Annotated in this window: 23 protein-coding genes; 8 read left to right on the forward strand and 15 right to left on the reverse strand. The window is 39.2% G+C overall.

From position 1 onward, the window contains the following. Positions 1–124 precede the first annotated feature (124 nt). The gene (locus tag H6G06_RS22385; RefSeq protein WP_190564228.1) at positions 125–1,219 is read left to right on the forward strand and encodes an AI-2E family transporter; all 1,095 of its coding nucleotides are present in this window, start codon (positions 125–127) and stop codon (positions 1,217–1,219) included. Positions 1,220–1,376: 157 nt separating this feature from the next. Here H6G06_RS22385 and brnA read toward each other — a convergent pair whose 3' ends face one another. From brnA to H6G06_RS22420, 7 genes are all read right to left on the reverse strand, one after another. Further along, positions 1,377–1,610 carry a type II toxin-antitoxin system BrnA family antitoxin gene (gene brnA, locus H6G06_RS22390; protein WP_190564230.1) on the reverse strand — a complete coding sequence of 78 codons (234 nt, stop codon included), beginning with the start codon at positions 1,608–1,610 and terminating at the stop codon, positions 1,377–1,379. Beyond that, on the reverse strand, positions 1,591–1,860 hold the full coding sequence (locus H6G06_RS22395; protein WP_190564232.1) for a BrnT family toxin: 270 nt from the start codon (positions 1,858–1,860) through the stop codon (positions 1,591–1,593). The genes brnA and H6G06_RS22395 overlap by 20 nt, the downstream gene beginning before the upstream one ends. A 69-nt stretch (positions 1,861–1,929) precedes the next feature. Continuing rightward, positions 1,930–2,259: a helix-turn-helix domain-containing protein gene (locus H6G06_RS22400; RefSeq protein ID WP_190564233.1), complete on the reverse strand. Its 330-nt coding sequence runs from the start codon at positions 2,257–2,259 to the stop codon at positions 1,930–1,932. 19 nt (positions 2,260–2,278) lie between these two features. Then, complete coding sequence (locus H6G06_RS22405) at positions 2,279–2,638, reverse strand: type II toxin-antitoxin system RelE/ParE family toxin (RefSeq protein ID WP_190564235.1); 360 nt, start codon at positions 2,636–2,638, stop codon at positions 2,279–2,281. A 7-nt stretch (positions 2,639–2,645) separates the two neighbouring features. Beyond that, on the reverse strand, positions 2,646–3,389 hold the full coding sequence (locus H6G06_RS28070) for a WG repeat-containing protein (protein ID WP_338422979.1): 744 nt from the start codon (positions 3,387–3,389) through the stop codon (positions 2,646–2,648). Continuing rightward, positions 3,376–3,765 (reverse strand): protein kinase domain-containing protein, encoded by a 390-nt coding sequence (locus tag H6G06_RS22415; protein WP_190564329.1) that lies wholly within the window; start codon positions 3,763–3,765, stop codon positions 3,376–3,378. The genes H6G06_RS28070 and H6G06_RS22415 overlap by 14 nt, the downstream gene beginning before the upstream one ends. A gap of 215 nt (positions 3,766–3,980) precedes the next feature. Continuing rightward, entirely contained in the window at positions 3,981–4,250 is a 270-nt protein-coding gene (locus H6G06_RS22420; protein WP_190564237.1) for a protein kinase, read from the reverse strand. 185 nt (positions 4,251–4,435) lie between these two features. Here H6G06_RS22420 and mutS point away from each other — a divergent pair, with 185 nt between their 5' ends. After that, positions 4,436–7,054 (forward strand): DNA mismatch repair protein MutS, encoded by a 2,619-nt coding sequence (gene mutS / locus H6G06_RS22425; RefSeq protein WP_190564238.1) that lies wholly within the window; start codon positions 4,436–4,438, stop codon positions 7,052–7,054. A 175-nt stretch (positions 7,055–7,229) separates the two neighbouring features. Here the strand turns inward: mutS and H6G06_RS22430 are convergent, their stop codons facing one another. Beyond that, the gene (locus H6G06_RS22430; protein ID WP_190564240.1) at positions 7,230–9,635 is read right to left on the reverse strand and encodes a putative PEP-binding protein; all 2,406 of its coding nucleotides are present in this window, start codon (positions 9,633–9,635) and stop codon (positions 7,230–7,232) included. Between the two features lie 222 nt (positions 9,636–9,857). Between H6G06_RS22430 and H6G06_RS22435 the strand changes: the two genes are divergently transcribed. Beyond that, positions 9,858–10,316 (forward strand): MgtC/SapB family protein, encoded by a 459-nt coding sequence (locus H6G06_RS22435; RefSeq protein ID WP_190564243.1) that lies wholly within the window; start codon positions 9,858–9,860, stop codon positions 10,314–10,316. 59 nt (positions 10,317–10,375) lie between these two features. On the opposite strand, the gene H6G06_RS22440 is transcribed toward H6G06_RS22435, so the two are convergent. The 3 genes from H6G06_RS22440 to H6G06_RS22450 form a co-directional block, all read right to left on the reverse strand. Continuing rightward, positions 10,376–10,822: a hypothetical protein gene (locus H6G06_RS22440; RefSeq protein ID WP_190564245.1), complete on the reverse strand. Its 447-nt coding sequence runs from the start codon at positions 10,820–10,822 to the stop codon at positions 10,376–10,378. Positions 10,823–11,149: 327 nt separating this feature from the next. Further along, on the reverse strand, positions 11,150–12,265 hold the full coding sequence (recF, locus tag H6G06_RS22445) for a DNA replication/repair protein RecF (protein WP_190564247.1): 1,116 nt from the start codon (positions 12,263–12,265) through the stop codon (positions 11,150–11,152). Between the two features lie 139 nt (positions 12,266–12,404). Further along, positions 12,405–15,263 (reverse strand): cation-translocating P-type ATPase, encoded by a 2,859-nt coding sequence (locus H6G06_RS22450; protein ID WP_190564248.1) that lies wholly within the window; start codon positions 15,261–15,263, stop codon positions 12,405–12,407. A gap of 181 nt (positions 15,264–15,444) precedes the next feature. Here H6G06_RS22450 and H6G06_RS22455 point away from each other — a divergent pair, with 181 nt between their 5' ends. Both H6G06_RS22455 and H6G06_RS22460 read left to right on the forward strand, forming a co-directional pair. Beyond that, complete coding sequence (locus tag H6G06_RS22455) at positions 15,445–17,115, forward strand: transglutaminase domain-containing protein (protein ID WP_190564250.1); 1,671 nt, start codon at positions 15,445–15,447, stop codon at positions 17,113–17,115. Between the two features lie 331 nt (positions 17,116–17,446). Further along, complete coding sequence (locus tag H6G06_RS22460; RefSeq protein WP_190564252.1) at positions 17,447–18,808, forward strand: hypothetical protein; 1,362 nt, start codon at positions 17,447–17,449, stop codon at positions 18,806–18,808. A gap of 50 nt (positions 18,809–18,858) precedes the next feature. On the opposite strand, the gene H6G06_RS22465 is transcribed toward H6G06_RS22460, so the two are convergent. Beyond that, entirely contained in the window at positions 18,859–19,710 is an 852-nt protein-coding gene (locus H6G06_RS22465) for a PD-(D/E)XK nuclease family protein (protein ID WP_190564254.1), read from the reverse strand. 115 nt (positions 19,711–19,825) lie between these two features. Here H6G06_RS22465 and H6G06_RS22470 point away from each other — a divergent pair, with 115 nt between their 5' ends. Continuing rightward, positions 19,826–21,253: a phosphoglucomutase/phosphomannomutase family protein gene (locus H6G06_RS22470; RefSeq protein WP_190564256.1), complete on the forward strand. Its 1,428-nt coding sequence runs from the start codon at positions 19,826–19,828 to the stop codon at positions 21,251–21,253. Between the two features lie 166 nt (positions 21,254–21,419). Further along, positions 21,420–21,689, forward strand: coding sequence for a DUF1049 domain-containing protein (locus H6G06_RS22475; RefSeq protein WP_190564258.1), 270 nt, complete (start codon positions 21,420–21,422; stop codon positions 21,687–21,689). Positions 21,690–21,804: 115 nt separating this feature from the next. Here the strand turns inward: H6G06_RS22475 and H6G06_RS22480 are convergent, their stop codons facing one another. Both H6G06_RS22480 and H6G06_RS27625 read right to left on the reverse strand, forming a co-directional pair. Next, on the reverse strand, positions 21,805–22,341 hold the full coding sequence (locus H6G06_RS22480) for a restriction endonuclease (protein WP_190564260.1): 537 nt from the start codon (positions 22,339–22,341) through the stop codon (positions 21,805–21,807). 756 nt (positions 22,342–23,097) lie between these two features. Further along, positions 23,098–23,241 carry a hypothetical protein gene (locus H6G06_RS27625; protein ID WP_242039825.1) on the reverse strand — a complete coding sequence of 48 codons (144 nt, stop codon included), beginning with the start codon at positions 23,239–23,241 and terminating at the stop codon, positions 23,098–23,100. 352 nt (positions 23,242–23,593) lie between these two features. On the opposite strand from H6G06_RS27625, the gene H6G06_RS22490 reads away from it, so the two are divergent. Next, a complete protein-coding gene (locus H6G06_RS22490; RefSeq protein WP_190564262.1) occupies positions 23,594–25,090 on the forward strand; it encodes a family 10 glycosylhydrolase in 1,497 nt (498 codons plus the stop codon). Positions 25,091–25,154: 64 nt separating this feature from the next. Here the strand turns inward: H6G06_RS22490 and H6G06_RS22495 are convergent, their stop codons facing one another. Next, entirely contained in the window at positions 25,155–26,117 is a 963-nt protein-coding gene (locus H6G06_RS22495; RefSeq protein ID WP_190564264.1) for an alpha/beta hydrolase family protein, read from the reverse strand. Positions 26,118–26,124: the final 7 nt, after the last annotated feature.

The raw sequence follows: 26,124 nt of genomic DNA on the forward strand, positions 1-26,124 counted from the left end.
ACGTCTCTACAGAATTCAGAATAAATTATGTACAAATGGCAGATGAATAAATGGGTTTAATATTCTCACCAATTCATAGACATTTTTTGTAAAGATCAATTAATAAATGTGATGGATTTATAGTATGCAAATAGTAAATAAACTACCGCGCTGGTTAAGCGTAGGTTTGGCTTTTCCTATTATCATTCTCAATGGATGGTTATTAATTCAGGTTGTCCAATATTTTCAACCTTTGGTAAGTGTTGTTTCAGTCGCTATCTTGTTATCTTTTGTTTTAGACTACCCCATCAAATTTTTTCATAAACGCGGAGTACCACGTAACTTAGCTATTGTCGGAGTTTTACTTTTAGCGGTCATAATTTTGGGGGCTGTAGGCGTGATTTTAGTACCCCTTATTTTCCAACAACTCAATGAATTAGTTAATATTCTTCCGGCTTGGATTGATTCGGGAACTCAACAATTACAAGCTTTTGTGAATTGGGCAGCTACACAAGATTTACCTGTAAATGTAACTGGTTTAGCAACTCAGTTATTAGAAAGAATTTCTAGCCAATTTCAGTCCTTTACTGGTAAAATTCTTAGTTTTGCGTTTGATACTATTGGTTTTTTAGTTAACTTAATATTGGCAGTAGTTTTAACTATCTACCTAATATTAAATGGGGAAAAGTTGTGGAACGGAATTTATCAATGGTTTCCACCCCATATTAGCACAAAAGTTAGATCATCACTCAAAGAAGATTTCCAAAATTATTTTATTGGTCAAGCAGTATTAGGCTCGATTTTAGCTGTAACAGTTACATTAGCATTCGTAGTTTTAAGAATTCCTTTAGCATTACTTTTTGGAATTGGCATTGGTTTTTTCTCTCTTTTCCCTTTTGGAACGGGAATAGGTATTGGTATTGTGAGTTTGTTGGTGACATTAGAAAACTTTTGGGAAGGGGTAGAAGTAGCAGCGATAGCCGTGACAATTGACCAAATTAATTCTAATATTGTTGCGCCAAGACTTTTAGGAAATTTAACAGGTTTAAATCCTGTTTGGGTGGTAATTTCTTTGTTAATTGGTGCGAAGTTAGGCGGGGTTTTGGGTTTATTAGTTGCTATTCCTCTCGCTAGTTTTATTAAAGATATTGCTGATAGTTGGCGGGCGGGTGAGTTGAAGAAGGTTGATGAAGTTGATGGGAGTGTAAGTGAAATGCAGAAAAGTGTAGAGGTAAGTTGATGGTTGTTTCAGGGTAAGGATTTTGATAAGATAGGGAGGTAGTTGTCAAGCTTCCCCTTATTGCGATCGCATTTTTACAACCATAATATCAAAAATGACTATATCAACCAGTAACACTGACGCAGAATAAGGAAAAATTGAAATCTATTTTGCTTTGTTAACCAGTGATCACTTTTTTATCAAGACGTTCAGCAAGCCATAATTTAATAATAGAATCAGAAGTTACACCTAAACGTTTTGCTTCTTGTTCTAATGCTTCTATCATCCAAACAGGAAAATCAATATTCACTTTTTTCTGTTCATAACCGGGACGAATTGCTTGAGATAAGTCTAAAAACTCAGTGATATCTTCATAATTGTCAAATTTAGTATCAAATTCTTCCGCTTTCATAAATATTTACCTCTTCAGTACGAGAACGACGAACAGATATAATCCTTATTTTATCACTTCGATAGGTAATGACTGCTGACCAATATTTATCACCTATTTTACCAATGATTAAAAATCTGGGTTCATCGGTTGTGCGTGCGGGTATTTCTACACGGTTTGTATCTGTCCACAGTTTTTGTGCTTCAATAAAATCAATGTTATGTTTAGTTTGATTGGTTGCACTTTTATTAGGATCAAATTCAAATTCCATAACTATCGCCTGTTTACAACTATCATATCAAAAATGAATGGAGCAAACTGCAATACAGAAGCAGAGTAATTAGGCAATTTTTTGATAAACTACATTAATTTTCGGTTGTGATTTATCTGATTTTTGATTTGTTACCATGATTTCTACATTTTGACCTAATTTTATTAAATAACTTAATAAATTTTCAAGGGTAAATTCTTTGAGAATACCGTTACTTAAATTATTGACTTGTGCAAGTTCTAAATTTAAAATTTGTCCAGCTTGTTCTGGTGTGATTTGTTGTTGTTCTAAAATATCAGCAATGACAGAAGCTAATTTAACTTTTGCTAGTTTTTCTTCTGCATTAGCAAATCCTAAATCTTGAAAGATATTGCCAGAACTGATGGTGTAATCTAACATAATATTCCTTTTATGAGGATTAATTTTGTCTAATTTGTGAGATTTGTCTTGCTGTTTGTAATCGCTGCTGAATTAAATCAATAGTTTGTTGAGGTGTTTTAATTCCTTGAGTAGATTTCTTTTTAAAAGCATGGAGAACATAAACAGCGTCATCTATTTTTATAGCATAAACAGTTCGGTAAGTGTCAGTTTGATAGTTGCTGCGAATTTCAAATACTCCATTTAATCCTTTTAATGGTTTGATTTTAGGATGAGTTTGATTAGTTTGCACTCGGTAGAGAATATACCCAACTTCATCAATTACATCTTCAGGAAATTCTAAAAGTTCTTCTTTAGCAGAATTTACCCAGATAACTGTTTTGATTGTATCATTAGTCATAATTTAGTTAATAAACTATCTTCCCTGTTTTATCAATTAAGTGATCTTTTCCATTAATTGTTATTTTTGCTAATCCTTCTTCAAAATTATAAGCATTATCAAACTGACAAGGAATAACTACTTGACCATTAGTATTTATATAACCACATTTATCTCCTATTCGTACATTTGCCAGTCCTTCTGAAAACCACACAGTCCTATCAAATTGACAAGAAATCACTATTTGACCATTAGTATTGATATATCCATATTTTTCTCCTATCTTTACGGCTGCTAGTCCTTCAGAGAACCAGTAAATCTGATTAAATTGACAAGGAATAACCATTTGACCATTAGTATTTATACACCCATACTTTTCTCCTATTTGTACCATTGCTAGTTCTTCTGAAAATCTGAAAGCATAATCAAACTGACAGGGAATAATCACTTTACCATTGGTGTTGATATACCCGTATTTTCCTCCTATCTTTACGGCTCCTAGTCCTTCTGAAAACGAATCAGCACCATCAAACTGACAGGGAATAACTAATTTACCAATAGTATTGATAAATCCCCATTTTTCTTCTATTTTTACTTTTGCTAGTCCTTTTGAAAACGAATCAGCATCATCAAACTGACAGGGAATAACTAATTTACCAATAGTATTGATAAATCCCCATTTTTCTTCTATTTTTACTTTTGCTAGTCCTTCTGAAAACGAATCAGCATCACCAAACTGACAGGGAATAACTAATTTACTAATAGTATTGATAAACTGTCATACCTAAAGCATAAATATCACTACTAAATTTAGGTTTACCCATAGCCTGTTCTAAAGGCGTATATCCCGGCGTACTAATACGAATAGTTCGGGTAGTAGAGCCTGATTTCATGGCAGTAGTGGTATTAATTTGTTTGATTGCACCAAAATCAATTAATACTAACTTACCATCCTTACGTCGCATAATATTGTCTGGTTTAATATCCCTATGAATAACTTTGTTGTCATGGACATAAACCAATATTTCTAAAACATCTCGTAAAAGTTGAATTACTTCAGCTTCACTAAACTTTTTACCAGGACAGATTTCATTAGTTAAATCTTTGCCTTCAATAAATTCCTGAATTAAATAGACCTCTTGCAGAATTCATTTTATGTTAAAATGGAGGTTTGCCTTAATTTTAGCCAAAAGTTTAGAATTAAACGACTATCTTTAAATTTGCGATGCCTTCGGCGTTCGCGTAGCGTCTCGTATCCCTTACGGGACCGAAGGAATAGAGAGCGCAGCTATCGCAACAATACCCAAATACACATAAAACCTAAACCTCCTAATTGTAGCACAGGAACAATTGTGCAAGAGGTCTAATAAAAGTCTTCATCTTCCTGAAAATAGGCATACAATTTAGGAATTTGATCGTGGTTTTGACCTAATTTATATAAAATTTGTGCTTCTTGTTTAAATAAACGTATACTATCTCTATCAATTTCTGTAGGTTTTAACCGTTTAACCACACAAACCGGTTTAGGAGTAACAGGAATATCTAAATCTTCAGCAAGGTAAGTTTCCCCAAACCCACCTGCACCTAATTGTTTGATAATCTGGTAACGTTGACGGAGAATCTTACCAATCATAAGATGTTATCTTTATAACCCTGTTTCTATCTATAATAACTGATAATCTCTCTTTGCGTCTCTCTCTGCGCCTCTGCGTCTCTGCGTGAGAAAAAAATAAATAAACTTTAAGCGATCGCACTCCATCCCCCACATCACGCTATCATCAAAAATAGTGCCTAAACTGTGCAACCTCAGCATCTACCATGACCACACCAGAAAGCAATCAACCAAATACACCTCTTAGCGATACAAAACTGGTAGAAGACCGCAGCAAGCTGAGTAAAATGTATCAGCACTATGTAGAAATGAAGGATAAATATCCTCATGCGTTGCTGCTATATCGCGTCGGTGATTTTTTTGAAACTTTTTTCCAAGACGCTGTAACCGTCTCCAGAGAATTAGAATTAGTTTTAACTAGTAAACATGGTGGTGAGCTTGGTCGTATTGCTATGACTGGTGTACCTCATCATGCTTGGGAACGCTACACAACCCAACTGGTAGAAAAAGGTTATGCTGTAGTGATTTGTGACCAAGTTGAAGACTCTGCTGATGCTATTGGTTTAGTAAAGCGCGAAGTAACCCGCATCCTCACACCAGGGACTTTACTAGAAGAAGGAATGCTCAAAGCAAGTCGTAATAACTACTTAGCCGCTGTGGTAATTGCGGTGAATCATTGGGGTTTAGCCTATGCAGATATATCAACTGGGGAATTTCTCACCTGTCAAGGTAGTGATTTAGAACACCTGACTCAAGAGTTAATGCGATTGCAACCTTCAGAAGTGTTGTTTCCTACAAATGCTCCTGATTTGGGTAGTTTACTACGTCCGGGGGAAACCTCACCCTCCCTTCCCCAATGCTTACCACCGACATTTTGTTATAGTTTGCGCTCGCAACTTCCCTTTTCTCAAGCCGAAGCTAGAAGTAAATTATTGCAGAAATTCAAATTGCGATCGCTCGAAGGGTTAGGTTGTGAACATCTCCCCCTCGCAGTTCGCGCTGCTGGTGGACTACTGGAATACATCGAAGATACACAAAAAGAAAACACCGTTTCTTTGCAACTATTACACACCTATACACTCACAGATTATCTGATCGTTGACCACCAAACCCGACGCAACTTAGAAATTACCCAAACCGTTCGCGATGGTACATTTCACGGTTCTTTGTTGTGGTCTTTAAACAGAACCAGCACCGCAATGGGAGGAAGAGCTTTAAGAAGATGGTTGTTACAACCGCTACTTGATATCAAAGGCATTCGAGCGCGACAAGATACCATTCAAGAACTACTGGAAAATACCTCTTTACGTCAAGATTTACGGCAGTTATTACGGCAAATCTACGATTTAGAACGGTTAACAGGTCGTGCAGGTTCAGGGAGAGCAAACGCACGAGATTTAATGGCTTTAGCTGATTCTTTCTCCCGTTTACCGGAATTATCTCGTATAGTGGAAGATGCGCGATCGCCTTTTCTCAAAGCTTTACAAAAAGTCCCACCTATATTAGAAGAATTAGCAAAAAAGTTACACGCCCACATCGTGGAATCACCACCCACCCATTTAAAAGAAGGTGGTTTAATTCGTCCCGGTATAAATCCCCTATTGGATGAAAGAAAAGCTACAGTAGAAGCAGATCAACAATGGATTGCAAATTTAGAAGTTGATGAAAGAGCGAGAACGGGAATTCCCAACTTAAAGGTAGGTTTTAATAAAACTTTTGGTTATTACATCAGTATTTCTCGTTCTAAATCTGACCAAGTTCCAGAAAATTACATCCGTAAGCAAACGCTGACAAATGAGGAACGTTACATTACTCCAGACTTGAAAGAACGAGAAGCACGGATATTGACAGCAAGGGACGATTTAAATCAGTTGGAATATGAGATTTTTGCCGCTTTACGGGATGAGGTGGGTTCTCACGCGGAAACCATTCGCAATATTTCTCGTGCGGTAGCTGCTGCTGATGTATTATGTGGTTTGGCTGAGTTGGCTGTCCATCAAGGTTACTGTCGTCCTGAAATGGTGAACGGACGGGAAATTGAGGTTGTTGATGGTCGTCATCCGGTTGTTGAACAGTCTTTACCTGCTGGGTTTTTTGTTCCTAATTCGACTTGGTTAGGAGGAATGAACCACGAAGGAGCGAAGGACACGAAGGAAGAAGGGAAGAAGGAAGAGAAGAAGAATGTTGTCCCTATCTCTCTACGTTCTTATCCTGATTTGGTGATTTTGACGGGTCCCAATGCTAGTGGGAAGAGTTGTTATTTACGGCAGGTGGGTTTAATTCAGTTAATGGCGCAAATTGGTAGTTTTGTACCTGCTAGGTCGGCGAGGTTGGGGGTGTGCGATCGCATTTTTACCCGTGTTGGTGCTGTTGATGATTTAGCAACTGGTCAATCTACTTTTATGGTAGAAATGAATGAAACTGCAAATATTCTCAATCATGCAACTGCTAAATCTTTGGTTTTATTAGATGAAATTGGTCGTGGAACTGCAACTTTTGATGGTCTTTCTATTGCTTGGGCTGTGGCAGAATATTTAGCAGTGGAAATTAAATCTCGGACTATTTTTGCAACTCATTATCATGAGTTAAATGAATTAGCTAGTATTGTTCCTAATGTGGCTAATTATCAAGTGACTGTGAAAGAGTTACCTGATCAAATTATCTTTTTACATCAAGTTCAACCCGGTGGTGCTGATAAATCTTATGGTATTGAAGCGGGAAGATTAGCGGGTTTACCTGCGGTTGTAATAAAGCGTGCAAAACAGGTAATGGGACAAATTGAAAAACACAGTAAAATTGCCATGGGTTTGAGGGAAGGACTATAAAACTAACTCCATCAAATCTTCTAGCACTCAGATCCCCGACTTCTAGCAATAAATCATGATTTATTGACATAATTAAATAAAGAAGTCGGGGATATATGTATTACTGATTTCTTCCTTTGCACCTTTGCGCGAAACTTAATCAAAATGTAATTCAATAACCTAAAAATTTCTATAATTACGAATTACCCAAAAGTTTCCTAGCAGCTGCTAAAAGTAACCTCTGTTCAGCACGAGCGATCGCTTGATAAGTCCTCTCCACAGCTTCCGGTTCCACAGAAATAGAAGTAATACCCCATTCCACCAACTTATCAATAATTTCTGGATATAAAGCAGGTGCTTGACCGCAGATTGAACAAGGAATCCCCCCATCTTTAGCCATCTTAATTAATTGAGCGATCGCACCCATTACCGCTGGATGACGTTCATCAAATATACTTGCTAAATCTCCCTGTTCCCGATCTACACCTAAAATTAATTGCGTCAAGTCATTAGTGCCAATAGAAATACCCGCTACCCCAGCTTTAATATATTCTGGCAATAAAAACAGTACACTCGGTACTTCTGCCATGATCCATAATTGAAAATGAGGATTTTGAGTTAAACCTACTTGCTCAACTTTACGACGACAAAATACAAATTCTTCCACAGTCCGCACAAAAGGCAACATCAAACGAATATTGGTGTAATCATTTTTTTGTAACCACATCAAAGCCTTCAATTCTAATTCAAAAACAGCCGGATTGCGTAAATAACTCCAAGTCCCATGTTCACCTAATATCGACTGTGGTGAAGATTGTCCACTATCACAAAAAGAAGGTAAATCCTGTGGTCGCCAATCTAAAGACCGATATAAAATAGGTCTTGGTGCAAAAGCCCGCGCAAACTTTTTAATCTGTGCAGATAGAGTTTCTAATAATTCTGACTGTCTTCCATCCAACAGCCAAGCATGAGGATTTTGTCCCTCCAAAATATTTAACATCATCAATTCTGAACGTAATAATCCCACCCCATCTACAGGCAAATTTTGGACTTTTTCAATCAAATTAGGTTGACTGAGATTAACTAATAGTTGGGTAGCAATCATAGGTAGGGGTTTAGCAATGCTAAACCCGTACTGGGGCTGATCTGACTTATTCTCAAGTGGCTCCTTTGTGTACTGGTGTGATGAAATTTTCTCCCCATCTCCCCATCTTCCCATCTCCCCATCAGGCCAGTTATCGCCCTCTCCTCCACTGCGATAAACTTCTCCCCTGTCACCATCAAGCATTAGTCTTTCGCCAGTTTGAATTAACTTTGTGGCATTTTTGGCACTGACTACAGCAGGAATACCCAATTCCCTAGATAAAATCGCCGCGTGGCTGGTTAGTCCTCCTCGTTCTGTAATAATCCCCCCCACTTCATGTAGTAAAGGCAACCAATCAGGAGTGATTGCTGGGGCGATTATGATTACTCCCTTTGGCACTCCCTTGGCAATTTGTTCTGGTTTGGGTTGTGAACTAACAATCACATAAGCAGTAGCCATCACACGTCCCCTAGCAGCCCCTATGCCTTTGAGGAAGTGCAAGCTAGTAACTAAAGATGGAGGGGCGCTAATTTGAGTAATGTAAAGCTTCGGGGCTGAAGTTGCTTCGGTAATTGTCCACTTTATAGTTAATTTTGCCCCTAGTTCACTCACTAGTTGATTGCCTAAATGAATTATTTGCTGTCGGAAATCTTCTGGTAAAGCATACTGTTTTTGCTGATGCTCACTGAGTAGGTAGGCCAACAAACAATTGTGTTCTGTCATCAATACTGATGTAGACAGGGATTGCGCCGCCGCAACAGATGTAAAATCACCAACAGAATAGGCGAGAATTTTATTTCCCAATTGTTGTTCTTGAACAACTCCGGTTTTTTCTTCGATGTAGTAAACATCTGGTAATACTTCGCCCCTGTTAATAGCTACTCCTAATCCATAAGTGGCTTCAATCTCCCAGCCTAATGTGTCGGCTTTGAATGAACCGGAGGCGATCGCATTTTCCACCGGTTGCACTAACACCCCTAAATTAATTTGTTTGAAGTTAATGCCTACACTCTGCCAATATAGGAGACTTCTGGCACGAAACAACTGGCTCCAAGTTTGCTTTAACCCTTGAGCGATCGCTTCAGAATCACAAACACAAAAAACCGACTCCAGCAACCCAGAGATATTGCCCATCACCTGATTAACAGATGATACGCTCAGTGTAGGACGCAAAATTAAACATTTCCCTTCCCAAGTTTTAGCAGCTTGGAAAATCTTATTCACCCAGTGCTGTGGAACAGTACCAGAAATAATTTCCTGACGCAAGCGGCCAGCCACCTGTTGAAGTTGTAGCCAATTACCTACATCCAAATGTAGCGACGAATAGGGCAAGTCCGCAACCAACGGCTCTGAACTATTGAGAGTTTCTAGAAATTTTCGTCCAACGTCCGCCCCAACCACAAAACCAGGCGCTACTGGATAGCCCCTTTGCATAATTCTGCTCAAGTAAAACGCTTTATCGCCAACCTGGGCGCGGTCTTGTGGTGTAATCTGGTCAAGCCAGTAGAGTTTGTCCACTCAAATCATTAGGTGTCATTTGTTCAGGTGTTAGGTATCATCTGTCAGTTATCGACCCACCGACTTGATGATAAAATGCTATTCCAGATTTTTTTATTATGCCGAATTTATGTAGTAGCCTTGTTAGCCAATTTCACGTCAATATTATTTACTACTGACTTTTTGACACCATATTACCAATTAACGTAGAATATAATGTTGTTTGTTGTAAATTAGAATTAATTGACAAACCCTTATTACATTGCCAGCAATGATTGGCTTAATATCTGCTTTCGGCTCTGTCTGGCACTGCTGATTGGTTCAATTATAGGCTTAGAACGGCAACTCAAGCGTAAACCAGCTGGGTTAAGAACTCATATGTTAGTCAGTTTGGGTTCGGCTGTGTTTACTATCACTGCTATCCAAGTCGGAGGAGAAAAAATCAGTGCCGATGCTCTCAGTCGCGTCATTCAAGGAATTGCTGCTGGAGTGGGATTTCTCGGTGCTGGAGAAATTTTGCGCGAATCTTCTCAAAAATCACAATCAATTGAAATTCATGGTCTTACTTCGGCCGCAGCTATTTGGGTGGCAGCTGCTTTAGGAATTGCCTCTGGGTGTGGTTTATGGCAGCTAGGATTAATTGCTGCTGTGTTGACAGTTATAGTTCTGAATTTATTTAAAAAATTAGAAAAATTTTATTAGTCATTAGTTATTAGTCATTGGTGATAATCAATAAAAAATTCGTTGATCCGGTTTCAAAATCAGTGTGTGCCATTAGTCATGGGTCTTTGTGTAAAACTAAACAAATTCAATGCTTTGGCAAAAATTTCTTCGTCTGCTCTTGTTTGCAGAATTGATTTAACTAAATTAATAAATTCTAAATCCGATATATCATCATTATCTATGATTTTACTCGCCGCATAAAAACTCACATCATCAATACTTAATTCATTAGTAATACCTGTTTGAAATCTAGAAGTTTTACTGTACCAAGAAAGCGATTTACCACGTAATGTAAATTGAAACCAGATAATTTTCTCATTTTTTAATTCCAAAAAAATATCAAAATAAGGTTCTCCTCCTTGAAGCCACATTCTCTCTGTATCTGCTTTTTCACATGGTTTCAGTAGCTTTGGCTCAATCACTCTCAAGGATGCACTTAGTAATGCAATCTCTTTTTTATCTAATACATGACTTTTTTGATTCATATCCAAATTATTTACCAGAAACTTTAAAAATACCAATTACCAATTACCAATTACAAAGAAGGCAGGAGGCAGGAGGGAAGAAGTAAGAATTAAAACTTTAGTTCTGGGTCTAAAGCCCAGTTTAAAAGAGGAATTGTATCGAGACGCATAGCGCCAGATACAAAGCGTCCTTGCTTCAATCCCACGTAGAGAAAACGTGGGTTCCTCCTGCCTCCTGCCTCCTATCTCCTGCCTCTTGAACCTACAGCAGATTGCAGATCAATGAGGTAGATAATCTAAATTTAAACCTATACACAAAGCCAGTTTTACTCCTGACTCCTGCTGTATTTACATTGATATTTCTCCTGATTTCACGAAGAGAATTTGTGAAGAATTTAACCATTGAGAGTCAAAAGCACCTAAATGTGTAGTAGTAATTAAAGTCTGAAAACGGTCTTGGATAGTATCAAGTAATTGATTTTGACGAGATAGATCCAATTCGGCTAAGACATCATCCAATAAAAGTAAAGGAGGTTCATTAACGACCTCTTCAATTAATTGTAATTCTGCTAATTTTAAAGCCAAAACCAGTGTTCGTTGTTGACCTTGGGAACCATATTGACGAGCAGGTGTTTGGTTAATAATTAATTCTACTTCATCCCGGTGTGGACCAACAAGGGTAGTACCTCGGTGCAGTTCGACAGCAGATCGCTGTTGAATTTTACCTAAAAAAGCTTGTGCAACTTCTTCTTTCTGGTCTTTTCCTATTGGAACATTAGGGGCGTAGTTAATTTGTAAAACTTCTGTGCTACCGCTAATACTACCATGCCAAGCTGCGGCGATGGGTGCTAATCTTTGGATAGCTCGGTCACGTCTTCTAATTACCTTTGCACCGGCGGTAACTAACTGTGCATCCCAAATAGCCAATTCGGACTCCTGACTTCTGACTCCTGACTCCTGACTCCTTTTCAAAAAAGCATTGCGTTGGCGTAATACTTGGTTATATTGCTGCAAAATATGAGCATAAACTGGTTCGAGTTGAATTAAAAGTGTATCTAACCAGTTACGACGAACTTCAGGACTACCGCGCACCAATTCTAAATCTAAACTGGAAAATTCAACCGCATTAAGAACACCGAGAAAGTCCATTTGTCGGCGGACTGTTTCACCGTTGATAGCCACACTACGGCGGCCATGTCGTCGTAAAGTTAAGGTTAAGTCACAAACTCCGTTTGCTCGTTCTAGGGTGGCATTAATTTGAGCGATCGCATCTCCATCTCTAATTAAATCACGATCGCGTGCCATGCGGTGCGATCGCAATGTGGCTAACAACTCTACCCCCTCCAACAAATTCGATTTTCCCTGAGCATTATTACCCACCAAAATTGTCTTGGCAGCATTAAACTCTATCTTTTGCTCTTGGTAATTACGAAAATGTCGGAGGTGTAGAGTTTTGAGGTACATAAGGTTAGGTAATAGGTAATTGGAGGTAAGAGGCAGAAATTAATTATTTAATTTTGGATTTTGGATTTCGGATTTTGGATTGTAATTATTCATTTCCAATCTCCCCATCTCCCCATCTCCCCATTTCCCCAATTACCAATTAAACAGTCCTTTTGCCCATAAAACGGAAGAATAACTTTTCACATTCAACCCAGACAAACATCAAGCTACTGAAGCCAATACAAGTTCCCAATTCTGAAAGACTTAGTTCGTGAGTACCAAAGAAATCTCTAAGCGGTGGGACGTATACTAACATTAACTGTAAAATCGTTGTCACGATTACAGAACCCAGCACAAAGAGATTAGAAAAAGGATTCATCTCAATAGTGAGTTGGTTGTTAGAACGAATAGCGATCGCATGACCCATTTGGGCGAGACACAAAGTAGTAAATACCATTGTTTTCCAAGTGTCGGGATTGCCTGGATACCCTTGTGCATGAGTATGATTATAAGCCCAGGACATCAAGGCAATAGAAATGATGGCAAAAACTATACCGATGCGAATCATGTAAGCACCCAATCCCCTGGCAAAAATACTTTCACGGGGACTAAAAGGAGGACGCTGCATCACATCTGGTTCTGGAGGTTCTACAGCTAATGCTAAAGCAGGCAAACCATCTGTTACCAAGTTCATCCACAGAATTTGCAAAGGAGTCAGAGGAACGCCTCCTAAGCCAATTAAAGGTGCAGCAGCGATAGTGAGAACTTCACCAATGTTACTGCCCAAGATGTATTTGATAAACCGCCGAATGTTGGTATAAACAACTCTACCTTCTTTAGTAGCAGCCACAATGGTGGCAAAGTTATCATCTAACAGCACCATATCGCTGGCTTCTTTACTGACATCTGTACCAGTGATACCCATAGCGATACCAATATCAGCTTGTTTCAGGGCGGGTGCATCATTCACACCGTCCCCAGTCATAGCTACAAATCGACCACGACGTTGCAATGCTTGCACAATTCGCAGTTTGTGTTCTGGAGAAACTCTGGCGTAAATGCTGACTAAATCAACTTGTTCCTCTATTTCCGTGTCACTCATGCGTTGTAATTCTTGACCGGTTAGGACTCTAGCATCTGCATCAGCTATACCTAAGTCTACAGCGATCGCTCGTGCGGTCAATTGATGATCACCAGTAATCATGATGGGACGAATACCAGCTTGACGACATTCTTCCACAGCTGCCCTGACTTCAGGGCGTGGTGCATCGAGCATTCCCACTAAGCCCAACCACACCAAATCCTGTTCAGAAGTATCTTCTGAAGCTTCTGGAGGTACTTCCGTTAGAGGTTTGTAGGCAAAACCCAACACCCGCAAACCTTGAGAGGCCATTTGGTCATTGGCTGCCAGAATTTGAGCGCGTCGTTCTTCGTCGATGGTGATAGAGTGATCACCCAGATAAATTTGATGACAACGTGCCAAGGTTAATTCTGGTGAACCTTTGGTAAACATTAAATATTGTTCAGATTCTAAAAAACCTGCTATTACCGGGTCCACCCCACTCATAGCCGGATCACCTGTGGCCACTTCCTCCACTTGACAAATTACACTCATGCGTTTCCGTTCTGAAGAAAAGGGAAACTCGGACACACGGGGTAATTTACTACTCCATTGATCTTTTTCAATAGCAGCTTTACCCGCCAAAGTCATCAAAGCGCCTTCTGTGGGGTCGCCTAAAATTACCCATTCTCCGGCTTCTCTTTGCAGTACCGAGTCATTACACACAGCACAAGCAACTAACAAAGCCGATATTTCTGGATTTTCATCTAGGTCAACTGGTTGGTCATGTAACTGAAAATCCCCAATGGGAGCATAACCTTCTCCCGTGACCCGGAAAGTCTGTTGATTGGTGTAGACTGACTGCACCACCATTTTATTTTGAGTCAAAGTCCCAGTTTTATCAGAACAGATGGTAGTTACAGAACCTAGAGTTTCCACCGCTGGGAGTTTACGAATCAAGGCATGGTGGCGCACCATTCGCTGAGTTCCCAGTGCTAGAGTAACGGTAATAACGGCTGGTAAACCTTCAGGAACTACAGCCACCGCCATACTTAAGGAAACTTCCAAAAGTTCTTGTAAGTTGCTAAAACCTCTAGCTTGGATAATACCACCGACCACCACAATCGCCACGAGTACCAAAGAACCCGTAACCAACACATTACCCAGTTGAGTCATGCGCTGCTGTAGGGGTGTAGGTTCACTTTCCACCGACTGCAACATCGTGGCAATTTTGCCCAGTTCCGTTGTCATGCCGGTGTTGGTAACAAGAACCTTAGCGCGTCCTTGGACTACTTCTGTTCCTTGAAAAACTAGATTAATGCGATCGCCTAATGCAGTATCTTCTGGTAATGTGAGAATTGCTTGCTTATTTACAGCTTCGGCTTCACCCGTCAGTGCAGACTCCCGCACCTGCAAATTAGACTGTTCTATTAAGCGTCCATCAGCAGCTAATTGTACACCAGCTTCCAGCAGCATCACATCCCCAGGTACTAGTTCCTTCCCTGCTACATCCGCCAGTTTACCGTCTCGGATGATGCGGACTAAGGGAGAAGATAGTTTTTTCAAGGCTGCTAGAGCTTTTTCAGCCCGGCTTTCCTGGACATAGCCTAGTATGCCATTGAGGATAACAATCGCCATAATCGCAATTGTGTCTTTAAATGGCACTTCACCAGCTTTTAATGTATCTTGTTGCAGCGCCCAAAAATCTAATCCACCAGAAATCAGGGCTACTCCTATCAGCATCAATAACATGATGTTAGTGAACTGATCTAGTAGAATCTGCCAAGGGCTACGGCCACCATGTTCTTCTAGTTCGTTGGGTCCGTATTTTTGCAAACGTTGTTCAACTTCTTGGGATGTTAAGCCGCTATCTGCATTACTATCAAGCAGGTTTAAAGCTTTATCAACCTCTAAACTATGCCAAACTGCGGCACTTTCAGGCAAAGAATGAGCAGACATCGTGTAGGTTACAGGAAAGGGTTACAAAATTCGATCATAATTGAGTGATGGCAGGAATTCCATCAACTCAAGTTACATTGGGGACTGGGGACTAGGGACTAGGGACTGGGTAGTAATTGATAATTACCACTGACAACTGACAACTGACAACTGACAACTGACAACTGACCAATAAAATAATATGAGTTTTGCACTCCCTAGTTTGAATGTTAGCCAGATGTTTGGGCAAAAAACAATTCGACCGCTTACTGCTGTTACCCTTTATGGTATTGCTTTCATCAAAGATAAACTTATTGCTATCGATACAACAAAAGGGCATTTATTGGAGATTGACCCCATCTCTGATAACAGTAAAATTCTTAATCCCCACCAAGTTAAGGAATTTAGCGATGTTACTGGTTTAGCCGTCTGGGAAGATACACTGTGGGTCAGCCGTGGTAATAGCGTTTATTTGTGTAAGCTGGACTCTTTGGGGTTGGAGCATTTTGTCACCTTACCTTATGCTGCTGATGGTGTTGCTGTTTGGGAGTCCACTGTCTATGTTAGCTGCCAAAGACTGGGCTGTGTTCTGATTTTTGACCGGGATACACGCAAAGAAATTACTCGATTTTATGCCCCTGGTGTGGGAAGAGAAAATTTGGCAGTTAGTCAGGAAACTCTCTGGGTTTGCGATCGCACTGAGCAAACAGTTTACTCTATGGATAGGGCCACTGGAGAACTTCGTTTTAGTGTTCTCACACCTTTTGCTTCTCCTACAGGTATCGCTATCCATAGTCAGGATGAAACAGGTAAGGATATTCTCTATGTTTCCTACTCTACTGAAGAGCCTTATATTCGTGATAATCCCAATGCTGACCCTAGTCATGAGCTAACCTACCGGGATATCACTTTTATTCATCCCCTGTATTATCATTATCAGCCAGATAAACGCTACGCCCTATCTAATGGTTATCTGGTAGAAATGTCCTATGTAGAGGAAATTGCTCCCTTAGACGAGGTTTATTTAACCAATGTAGAATGGCGGATTGCGCTACCATCTCAAACAGAACGCCAAAAGGTCAAACAAGTTGAACCCATCGGTTTACCCTTCACAGAAGAAATTATCGCCGGACAACGGGTAGCCGTATTTAAGTTTGATTCCCTCGTTCCCGGTGAACGCCATATCTTCGGCTGGAAAGCACTTTTAGAAGTTCGCGGCATTAAGTATCGCATCACACCCAAAGATGTAGAAGACCTCCCTGAACTGACACCAGAGTTACAAACTCGTTATTTGGTGGATGATGATGATTTAGCAATGGAGACTACCATTGTCCGCCGTGCAGCCCGTGAAGCTGTCGGTTCAGAAACTAATATGTTGCGAAAAATGTACAATATCCGCAACTACGTCTATGATGAGTTATCCTATGGTATCAAACCCCACATAGATACACCTGATATAGTTTTAGAACGAGGCGTTGGTTCCTGTGGGGAATATGTAGGCGTATTGTTGGCTTTGTGCCGTTTGAATGGTATTCCTTGTCGGACTGTAGGTAGGTATAAATGCCCTCCCTATGGTGAACAACAAGGAGTCCCTCTGCAACCCGACTTTAATCATGTTTGGCTAGAGTTTTACATCCCTGATTTTGGGTGGGTACCAATGGAATCTAATCCTGATGATGTGGGCGATGCTGGTCCCTATCCCACACGCTTTTTTATGGGATTATGCTGGTATCATATCGAAATTGGCAAAGGAGTATCCTTTGAAACCCTTACCAGCAATGGCGATCGGTTAACCAAAGAAGATATCTCTATTGGCGAGTTGGCCATTAACCATATTCGTTTTACAATTCTTAAAGAATTACCACCTGTTTAATTTGGGAATTCAGAATTGGGAGTTTGTAGCTAGCAATGGGGTATCAGGTAGAAGCATTGTTGAATTGGCTTCAAACGCCCCCATTGCCACAAGTTCCGTACAACCCTTAACTATAAATTTAACTATAGGTAAGAAAGATTTATGTTTACTTTAATGAAAGTATCAGTAAATTTTCGGATTTCATGGTAAAGTGTGAAAAGCAAATAATTCCCTAGAAATATGGAGAGTAAGATTTGATCAAGCCTTGCTAAAACCGTGTAAATTCGGTTGACGCGTACATATATATGTAAGAAAAATGACTTATAACTCTGTTTGTAAACGGTAATCAAAGGTGAAAAATTGGACGAGTTCTGAATCTGAAAAAACTGTGCAACAAACACCCTTAGCGAAAGTTCATGGTGGTAGACGAGAATATCTACACAACTACCACGACTGTTATCAAGAAGAGCAGTTGATATATCAGCATTTTCTTCATTTGGTACAAATGGAATCTCCCGACCAAATGATTGAACGTTTTCGCGCTCTTTTTGTTGAGCGTGCGAATTATCCTGAGCCGGAAATTATTCTAATTTTAGACAAAATTACAGCCTCTAAGACAGCAACAGAAGATTTTAAATTTTTTCTCAACCGTTGTTGTCATATTTTGATTAACCGCTGGTATATGCAACCCCAATTGCATCATGCTATTACGGAGTTAATCAGCTTGTTTGATTTACCACCTAATAGGTTGGTAGTGAATTCTTTCCGTCTGCGAGAAATTAGGCGCTTGCGGGAACTGTTGCAGATTTTTACTGAAAGTGATCAGTATGTAATCTTGCGTCGGTTTCTTCAATTAGTGAATCAAACACCTAAGTTGAATACCCGTAAAGATAATCAACCTTTGATAAATTTGATCAGTCGCTATCCTTATTTATATGAACATTGTTTAATTAGTGAAGATTCTACTTTTGAGCAACAAGAAACCGTCAGAAACTTTCAGGCACAGGTACAAAAAAAATTTGAAATTGACCTGTCACAATATATAACTTATAAAGTCCGTCGGATTCAGGTTTTAAGAAAAGTTTCCCCAGCGGAAGCGAATCGGATTTTACGGCCTATTAATAATCCTACATTGTTGAGCGATAGCGATCTCTACAGTACCGTAAAACAATTTATTGGAAAAACAGAAGGTAATTATACTTACCAAGAAAGAGCGCAGCAGTTCTTAAAATATAGTAGTCAAACTGCTAAATTCCAGGATTTTAAGGATGATTTATATGAATATCTAATATCCTCCATTGACGGACAATATGGCAAACGCCAATTTAATCAACGTTTATACACTCATTTACAGAATACATTACCGGATGCTGATGATCAAAGGCTCAATGACTTCTTAATGGTGAGAACTTGTAGTCAGTTACTAAACTTTTTAGTTGTCAGCAGTCAAGCATCGCCACAACACTCAACTTTTTTAGATTTAATTAGTAATCAAGGTTCGCTACCAACTATTGGCTTATTGCTGAAAGTGGTTTTAATCTGTCATAAAGTTAAACCATATTTGGAAAAAAGATTTGCAATTTTGTTTAATCACTATGAAACGGCGACTACTAATGCTATTGATTGGTTAGTGGCAACTTTAGAACAATTAAATATTGCCATGAGTATTAACTTTGGTGAGCTTGATTTATCGTTTTTTAAGAGATTTTGTTGAAGGCAGGAGGCAGGAGGCACAAGAAAAATAACTATTCTCTATTTCCTTACTTACGAATTACGAATTATTGGCATTGAGTGTGATTTTGCAGGATTATAAGTAGAAAATTCACAGATTGAATTAAAGGGACAAAATCGGCAGTGATTGCCGGGATTGGGTGGAAAGATTTGACTAAAGTTACTGCTTCTCGCTGCATATTTCTGTAAATCAAGTTGGTGTTTATTCGCTACATTAGCCAACTCAAATTCTAGAGATGCTAATTCATGATTATTAATAGTAATTAACTCAGATTTTTGACAAACTTCTAAATTATAAAATGAAGCTACAGCAGATTTTCCAGGATAAAGATAACGCGCTGCTAATAAATAAACTAATGCTTGTCGTTTATCAAAAGCAGACTTACCAGTTTTAAAATCTAAAATATGCAAAGTGCTATCAGACTCGATAAACACACAATCCATAGCTGCATATAACCGAAAACAATAATTAGCTTGTTCAATCAAAATTGGTTTGGGAAATCCTTCATCACCGGGTGTTAACTGAATAATGCTTTTACCCAAAAGTAAAGGTGATTTTTGATATTTTTGTAAAATTTGTATTACCCGTTGCTTAACCTGAAAAGTGAAGTTACTGAGTTTCAGTGACTGCGCGACTTTTTCCACTCCATCCGACTGAGTTAACCACTGCAAATGATGATGAAACTCATACACACCTTTTTGAGCTAAGATACCGATACGCTGCGGTGGTGTAGCTTGGGCTAATAAAGCTTTTACCTCTGGTTCGTGTTGTCGAGCTTTAATAAATCCCCTTCTCATTTGACAATGCCAATGTTCTTGCCCTCTAGCGGGGGCAACCAAGGACCAAAGGTGGTAACTAACAAAGGGTCTAGCGGGGGTTGACATTGCTCAGGTACAGTGAGAGAAATTACCTTGGGGATACTTGCGGCACAGTGGCTATACAGTTGCTTTGCGGGATGCTTCCTAATGGTAATGATGATGCACGGGAGAGAGTGGCAAAATGAGTAACCCTGACAATTCTGGTAAAATAAAATTTGGTACTGATGGCTGGCGCGGAATAATTGCCGATGATTTTACTTTTCCCAATGTGCGGAAAGTAACCAGGGCAATAGCTAGTTATCTGGAAACTGCCTATAGTAAAGACAGACCAGTTTTAATCGCCTACGATACAAGGTTTTTAGCTGATGAGTTTGCACGGACATCGGCTGCGGTTTTGGCTGATTTAGGGTGGAATGTGAAAATTACTGATCGGGATTGCCCGACTCCTGTAATTGCCTACAATGCGAGACACTTGAATTCCGCAGGGGCTTTGATGTTTACTGCTAGTCATAATCCTGCACCTTATTGTGGGATTAAATATATCCCAGACTATGCTGGGCCTGCCACTCCTGAAATTACTGATACTATTGTGGCAAATATAGAAACGGCATCGGATGAGTTACCGGGAAGTAACCCATCTGGGACTATTTCTACTTTTGATCCGAAGCCTGATTATTTGCATTTTATCTACACCTTGCTGGATGTGGAAAAAATTAAGAGTGCGAATTTAAAGGTTAAGTACGATGCTCTCTATTCTACATCTCGTGGCTATTTAGATGAGGTGCTGCAACATTGCGGAACTCAGTTAGAAAGTTTCCACACTTGGAGGGATGTACTTTTTGGCGGTGGTATGCCAGAACCCAAGGGAGAACAGTTGGTTGAGTTGGTGGAAGCTGTTAAAGCTGATAAAGCTGATTTGGGTTTAGCAACTGATGGAGATAGCGATCGCTTTGGTATTGTGGATGAACAAGGTAATGTTCTCACTCCCAATACAGTGCTGTTAGTTTTAGCAAGACATTTAATCAAAAACAAGGGTAAAACAGGCGCAATTGTGAGAACTGTAGCGACTACCCATTTGTTAGATAATTTTGCGGCTAAAAATGGTCTGCAAATTTATGAAACCGCTGTTGGCTTTAAATACATTGGTGAGAAAATGCGGGAAACCGCTGTTTTGATTGGTGGTGAAGAATCGGGTGGTTTGAGTATTATTGGCCATATTCCTGAAAAGGATGGGGTTTTAGCTGATATGCTGGTGGCTGAGGCGATCGCATACGAGGGTAAACCTTTAAGTGTGTTGGTGCAAGAAGCTATTGCAGAAGCTGATGGTCCTTTGTATAACAACCGCTTGGATTTACACCTAACTGAATCTCACAAAAACGCTGTAATTGATTCCTATACAAAAAATCCTCCTTCCGAAGTAGCTGGAATTAAAGTCAAGGAAGTGGGAAGAAAGGATGGGATCAAACTGTATTTAGAAGAAGGTAGTTGGGTTTTATTGCGTCCTTCGGGTACAGAACCTTTGGTGAGGGTGTACATGGAAACTAACTCACCCGATAAACTTAGTCAAATTGCAGCAACAATGGAAGCTGAAATTGTTAAGTTAGGATAGGTGATAGGTGACAGGTGACAGTGAAGAGGGGAAAGAATTAAAAATTAAACATTCTTTCTCCTGACTCCTGTACGGGCGAAGCATTCGGGTGATAAATTATCAGTTTTTGCCAAAGGATATTTTCCGAATGCTTCGCCCCTACTCCTGAATTTTTATATTTAAAGTTATGAAAATGTTTGTGAATTTATTTATATCTATAGTTATAGCTGGTTGGGTGTTAGCGATCGCTCTGATTTCGGTGCAGAATGCTACGCCTGTATCTTTACGGTTTTTGGTTTTTCAATCAATACAAATTCCTTTTGGTTTGGTGTTGGCTTTTTGGGTGGCTGTGGGTTTGGTTAGTGTGGCGGTTTTACAGCCTCTTTGGGGGTTGGGTGTGTCGAAATCTAGGGTTGATGAGGAAGCGGAGTTTTTTATTGATGATGAGGATTTTTAGGGTTTTCTCACGCAGAGGCGCAGAGACGCAGAGAGGAAAAGAGGTTTTTGGCGAGTCGGTTTTAACCGACTTTTGCTTTTAGACTCTTAATTGATTCCCTGAATATCTTTTTTTGTTAATTTTTGGTGGGATTGTTGATTTCGCGTATAAAATCAAGCAACCTTCTTCTATCCCATAATTCTACTTGACTAGCTTTTGCCAAATTATGAGCATTGCTTGAAAAATCATTATTAGTAATTACTATTGCTTTATTGGCTTGATAATAATTAATAGCACCTACAACTTCCTGCACAGCCCTTACACCCACTGGCTTATTTGATCTTTTTGCCTGTACCACAATTTTTATATTATCTTTGTATAATATTAAGTCTGCACCGTAATCCTGGCTATATCCAGTTTGAGTTACTAGATAACCGTATTCACTCAGGAGTTCTGCCAGAAATTCTTCAAATTCTACTCCACTCATCGAGTCAAATTCATATATGGGACGATATCTATATTTAACTTTTTTCTGTTTGTAATTCCTTTTATAAGAACTATATGTTTGGTGCTTTAGCTGGGATTCTTTTTCTGAAAAAACAGATGGATGGTAATAATCAACGAACAAACAATATAAGAAAATACAAATCAATATAATATCAATTATTGTCATCACGTAAACCTTAAAAAATTATATATATCAGTAAAAAGGCAGATAAAAATCTCAGATAGACAGATAAAACCTAACTACTTGGGTTTAATGCAAATTGGATTTGCTCACATCTTGTACCAATAAAAATTGATGTAATTTAATCACACCGTATAATTCCAAAACCCTTGATTTGGCGATAAAAACCCATAAAAATAAGGTATCCTTATCGCGCACCTTTTTGGGTTATCTGGGTTGGTACGGAGAGGTGCAAGATATGAGTTTGGGCGATATTTCCCGTTTCCATAAGCATCTTTATCTATTAATATTTCAATTGTGATTAAAAAATAAAATAAATAAACAAAAAACGTAACCGTGAAAATACTGTCTTATTACAAGAATAAATAACAGATAAATAATTAAAAACATCCTGATATCCTGATACAGAACAGCCTTTAAAAGCATGGTTTGATGATGCTTCCCGTTATTTAGAAAGTCGTAATCAAGGAATTTCTAGTTTTATTGAAAATTTAAAACATCATGGAGTTAGTGAAGAAATAATATAGCTTTAAATGAAATGAGTCACTGATTATTGATTTTGCGTCTTTGCACGAAACAAAAAAGCGATTCCTGCGGTAAAAATTCGATTCTATTAAAATAGAAAAACTAACCAACCCTTAAATAATATGCAAACTATCACCTGCATTTTATACAAAGACCTGATTCCAGATCATTAGTTTTCGCTAAACAAGAATCACATAATTGAAAAAATTCTGTGTGTCATTCTAAAATTTCTCCCGAATTACAATCATATTGATAACCAGCTAAATGTACAATTTCCTCAAAAATATTTTGCTTCTTTTCCTTATCCAAATGATCAAAACAATGCTCACGTCTCAAGATTGTAATTACTTCATTTAACATATAACTTCCACTATGATTAACCTTAAAAGGATGCCTTCAACGGGCGTTGCCAGTGGTAAATTCTGGAATTGTTACCAAGAAAAGCTGATCGTCCTCTGACTGCTGTAAAGCTGTAGGTATAGCTGCGCTGACCGCGTTGCTTTGGTGTAGCCATTAGCTGCTGTAAATTTTTCCTGCTGCTATATATTAATTAAGAAACGTAAGTAAGTTGGCAGGAAAAAATCAAGGTATGTTACAAGATGTAAGATCGCTAAAAGTCTTTCCCCTCTTGCCTTTTGCCTCTTGCCTTTTGCCTTGCCACAAGGATAAATTTCAACGCCTACTTACTTAATCAAAGTATAAATTGAGGAATATGTACAAAGCTCCTTTAAATTTTCCCACAGCAAGATCATTGTGTCGAAGTCTGTTTGCTGTTTTGTTTAGCAGCAGTATGTTGATGCCTAACTTTGGTACTCAACCAGCAGCGGCACAAGTAATGGAGTTTTGTCAGTTATCACCAAAAGCAGTTAAGGACAAAGAACAGCTACGTTTATCAGCATTTAAAGGCAATAAAGATGCTCAGAGACGCTACCAAAAACTAGTAAAAGAACACATACAGAAATTACAAGATTGTCGCAGTCGAAATTGGCCTAAAACTCAAGCCATCTGGTTGCGCTTATATCCCTGTGACTCTCAGCCGGGAGCTATTGATCAGATTATGGATCAGATAGTCAACAGTGGCTATAACCAAGTTTATTTAGAAGCATTTTATGATGGTCAGGTATTGTTACCAGCAGCAAATAATCCTACAGTTTGGCCTGCTGTAGTTCGCACTCCGGGAAAAGAAAAAGTAGATTTATTAGCTGAAGGAATTAAAAAAGGACAAGAAAGAGGTTTAAAGGTTTATGCTTGGATGTTTACGATGAATTTTGGCTATACTTACGGCCAGATTGCTAGTAGAAAAGAGGCGATCGCTCGTAATGGTAAAGGTCAAAATAGCATAGAAGTTGTAGATAACCGTTCCCAAGTATTTGTAGACCCCTACAACCAGCAAGCGAAAGATGACTATTACCGCATGGTGCAAGAAATAATGCGTCGTCGTCCTGATGGTTTGTTATTGGACTATGTACGCTATCCCCGACAAGCAGGAAGTGATTCCATCGCTACTAAAGTGTCGGATTTATGGGTATTTACTCCCGCAACTCAAGAAGCTTTTCTGCGTCGGGCCAAAAATAATAAGGGCTTAGAATTAATCCGCCGCTTTTTAAGTAAAGGATTCGTCACCGCTGGAGATATAGGTGAAGTAGATAAACTCTATCCCCAAGAAGATGAACCGATGTGGGAAGGACGTAATCTTCCAGTCGCACAAAAATCACTGCTGACACCAAACCAGAAACAACCAATTTTACAATCAGAGTTATGGTTGTTAGCAGTTGCTCACGCGATGCAGGGTATATTAGATTTTGTCGCCTTAGCTAGTTATCCAGCCACACAAAATAATATTCCCGCTGGAGTAGTATTTTTCCCCGATGGTAATCAAACCGTAGGCAAAGGTTATGATTCCCGTTTGCAACCTTGGGATAGATTTCCTAATTCTCTAGAATGGCATCCTATGTCTTATGCTACTTGTGGTAATGCCAGTTGTATTATGGATCAAGTGCAACGGGTTTTGAGTATGGCACAACCAAGAACACAGGTAATTCCCGCTTTAGCTGGTAAGTGGGGAGAACCAATCACTGGCCGTCCACCTCTAGAAGTGCAGATGGCAGCTTTACGACGATTTTCACCCCAAATCAATGCAGTCAGTCATTTTGCTTATTCTTGGCAACATCCAGAACATGATGGCGATCGTAAATTTTGCCGGAATTAATACAGCAGAATTCAGGAGTAGAGACGTTCCGGCGGAACGTCTCTACAGGAGTCTTTTGACTTGTTTACCAATCTCCTAACTGCGTAGCCAAAAAATAACGGACATGATCAGTGAATTTTAGCCCAAAGTTGCTGTTTCCATGTCCTAAACCTGGAACTACATAACAATCACCATCAGGGAAACATCGAGCGCAAGCTTGAGCATTTTTAAAATTCACAATTGGGTCATCAGCACCTACTAAAAATCTCACCCGTCGCGGTAACTGAACTTGTTCAATATAGGTCATCGGGTCACACAATTGAGCATATTTATCAGAATATTTCAAATTGTTAGCCAACGTGAGCATCTGCACGACTGGTTTTATTTGTGGTTGCACTTTTGCCAAAATAATTTCTGCTAAAGTTCCCAAAGGTGAAGCTGCTAAATCTGGCAAAAACCCACGCCCCCAACTATTAGCAAAAGCTGAAATATCAGCATGGCCAATTGTACCTAATAACCTTTCCCCAATTCCATGAGCAGTAAAAGTGTATGCGCTAAATAAAACCCCCATACTCACACCAAACAAACCTAAACGATGACTAATACCGTATTTTTCACAGCAAAATTGATGAATTCTTGTAATATCTAACGCAGTTTGCTGAAATACTGTTAATAAAAGTTGCGTATCAAAGGAAATACCCCGATCAATTAAAGGCTTAATTTCATTTTCTACCACAGCTTTAAATGTTCTTACCAAACTTCTTTCTCCCGCAAATGGCGTATCAAATAAAGCCACAGCAATACCCATCTGTGTTAACGTGGGGATAATAAAATTATTCCACTGATAGGGCGCACACATCCCTTGTAAACCAATGACTAAAGGTGTATCTTGTAGAGGTCGATGACTGGGAAGAAACACCGCTACAGGAAAACCGCTCAGTCTTTCATCAATATCAGTTATTCCTGTGTAAGAAAATGGTTCATGACACCAATAGCGATGACCATTTACACCCTCATAATTAATCGGATCAGCATCGTAGATAGGCATCTTAGAG

This window comes from Anabaena sphaerica FACHB-251, from assembly GCF_014696825.1.
GTDB lineage: Bacteria > Cyanobacteriota > Cyanobacteriia > Cyanobacteriales > Nostocaceae > RDYJ01.

Coding starts and splice junctions, on each gene's coding strand:
- H6G06_RS22465 (WP_190564254.1), bottom strand. CDS start 19,710: ATGTCAACCCCCGCTAGACCCTTTGTTAGTTACCACCTTTGGTCCTTG.
- H6G06_RS22490 (WP_190564262.1), top strand. CDS start 23,594: ATGTACAAAGCTCCTTTAAATTTTCCCACAGCAAGATCATTGTGTCGA.
- H6G06_RS22455 (WP_190564250.1), top strand. CDS start 15,445: ATGAGTTTTGCACTCCCTAGTTTGAATGTTAGCCAGATGTTTGGGCAA.
- H6G06_RS27625 (WP_242039825.1), bottom strand. CDS start 23,241: ATGTTAAATGAAGTAATTACAATCTTGAGACGTGAGCATTGTTTTGAT.
- mutS (WP_190564238.1), top strand. CDS start 4,436: ATGACCACACCAGAAAGCAATCAACCAAATACACCTCTTAGCGATACA.
- H6G06_RS22440 (WP_190564245.1), bottom strand. CDS start 10,822: ATGAATCAAAAAAGTCATGTATTAGATAAAAAAGAGATTGCATTACTA.
- brnA (WP_190564230.1), bottom strand. CDS start 1,610: ATGAAAGCGGAAGAATTTGATACTAAATTTGACAATTATGAAGATATC.
- H6G06_RS22480 (WP_190564260.1), bottom strand. CDS start 22,341: ATGACAATAATTGATATTATATTGATTTGTATTTTCTTATATTGTTTG.
- H6G06_RS22395 (WP_190564232.1), bottom strand. CDS start 1,860: ATGGAATTTGAATTTGATCCTAATAAAAGTGCAACCAATCAAACTAAA.
- H6G06_RS22420 (WP_190564237.1), bottom strand. CDS start 4,250: ATGATTGGTAAGATTCTCCGTCAACGTTACCAGATTATCAAACAATTA.
- H6G06_RS22405 (WP_190564235.1), bottom strand. CDS start 2,638: ATGACTAATGATACAATCAAAACAGTTATCTGGGTAAATTCTGCTAAA.
- H6G06_RS22475 (WP_190564258.1), top strand. CDS start 21,420: ATGAAAATGTTTGTGAATTTATTTATATCTATAGTTATAGCTGGTTGG.
- H6G06_RS22450 (WP_190564248.1), bottom strand. CDS start 15,263: ATGTCTGCTCATTCTTTGCCTGAAAGTGCCGCAGTTTGGCATAGTTTA.
- H6G06_RS22495 (WP_190564264.1), bottom strand. CDS start 26,117: ATGCCTATCTACGATGCTGATCCGATTAATTATGAGGGTGTAAATGGT.
- H6G06_RS22385 (WP_190564228.1), top strand. CDS start 125: ATGCAAATAGTAAATAAACTACCGCGCTGGTTAAGCGTAGGTTTGGCT.
- recF (WP_190564247.1), bottom strand. CDS start 12,265: ATGTACCTCAAAACTCTACACCTCCGACATTTTCGTAATTACCAAGAG.
- H6G06_RS22470 (WP_190564256.1), top strand. CDS start 19,826: ATGAGTAACCCTGACAATTCTGGTAAAATAAAATTTGGTACTGATGGC.
- H6G06_RS22400 (WP_190564233.1), bottom strand. CDS start 2,259: ATGTTAGATTACACCATCAGTTCTGGCAATATCTTTCAAGATTTAGGA.